The 223-nt window shown below is 65.9% G+C and carries 1 protein-coding gene; it reads right to left on the reverse strand.

Annotated features, from left to right (window positions below; genetic code table 11):
• On the reverse strand, nucleotides 1–223 hold a 223-nt coding region (locus NXT09_RS22510), incomplete at both ends, for a hypothetical protein (RefSeq protein WP_268581212.1).

Here is a 223-nt window from a genome sequence, read left to right on the forward strand (position 1 = left end):
AGCGCCACCGCATCCTGATGCCGGGCGGCCTGCGCTTCAAACAGGGCATGCAGACAGACCTCGTCAGGGGAGTCGGCGCGGGTCTGGTTAAACTCAACCAGCACCTGCCGCCGCTCCGCCTCCGGCAGCATCGGCAGTGACCGTACCGGCTGGTCAGCATTATCCGCCATGCCGCGCAGCAGCGCCTGCCAGTACCCCAGATAACGCCGTACCGTGCCTTCAT

The sequence above is a fragment of the Pectobacterium jejuense genome, assembly GCF_026800125.1.
Taxonomy (GTDB): Bacteria; Pseudomonadota; Gammaproteobacteria; order Enterobacterales; family Enterobacteriaceae; genus Pectobacterium; species Pectobacterium jejuense.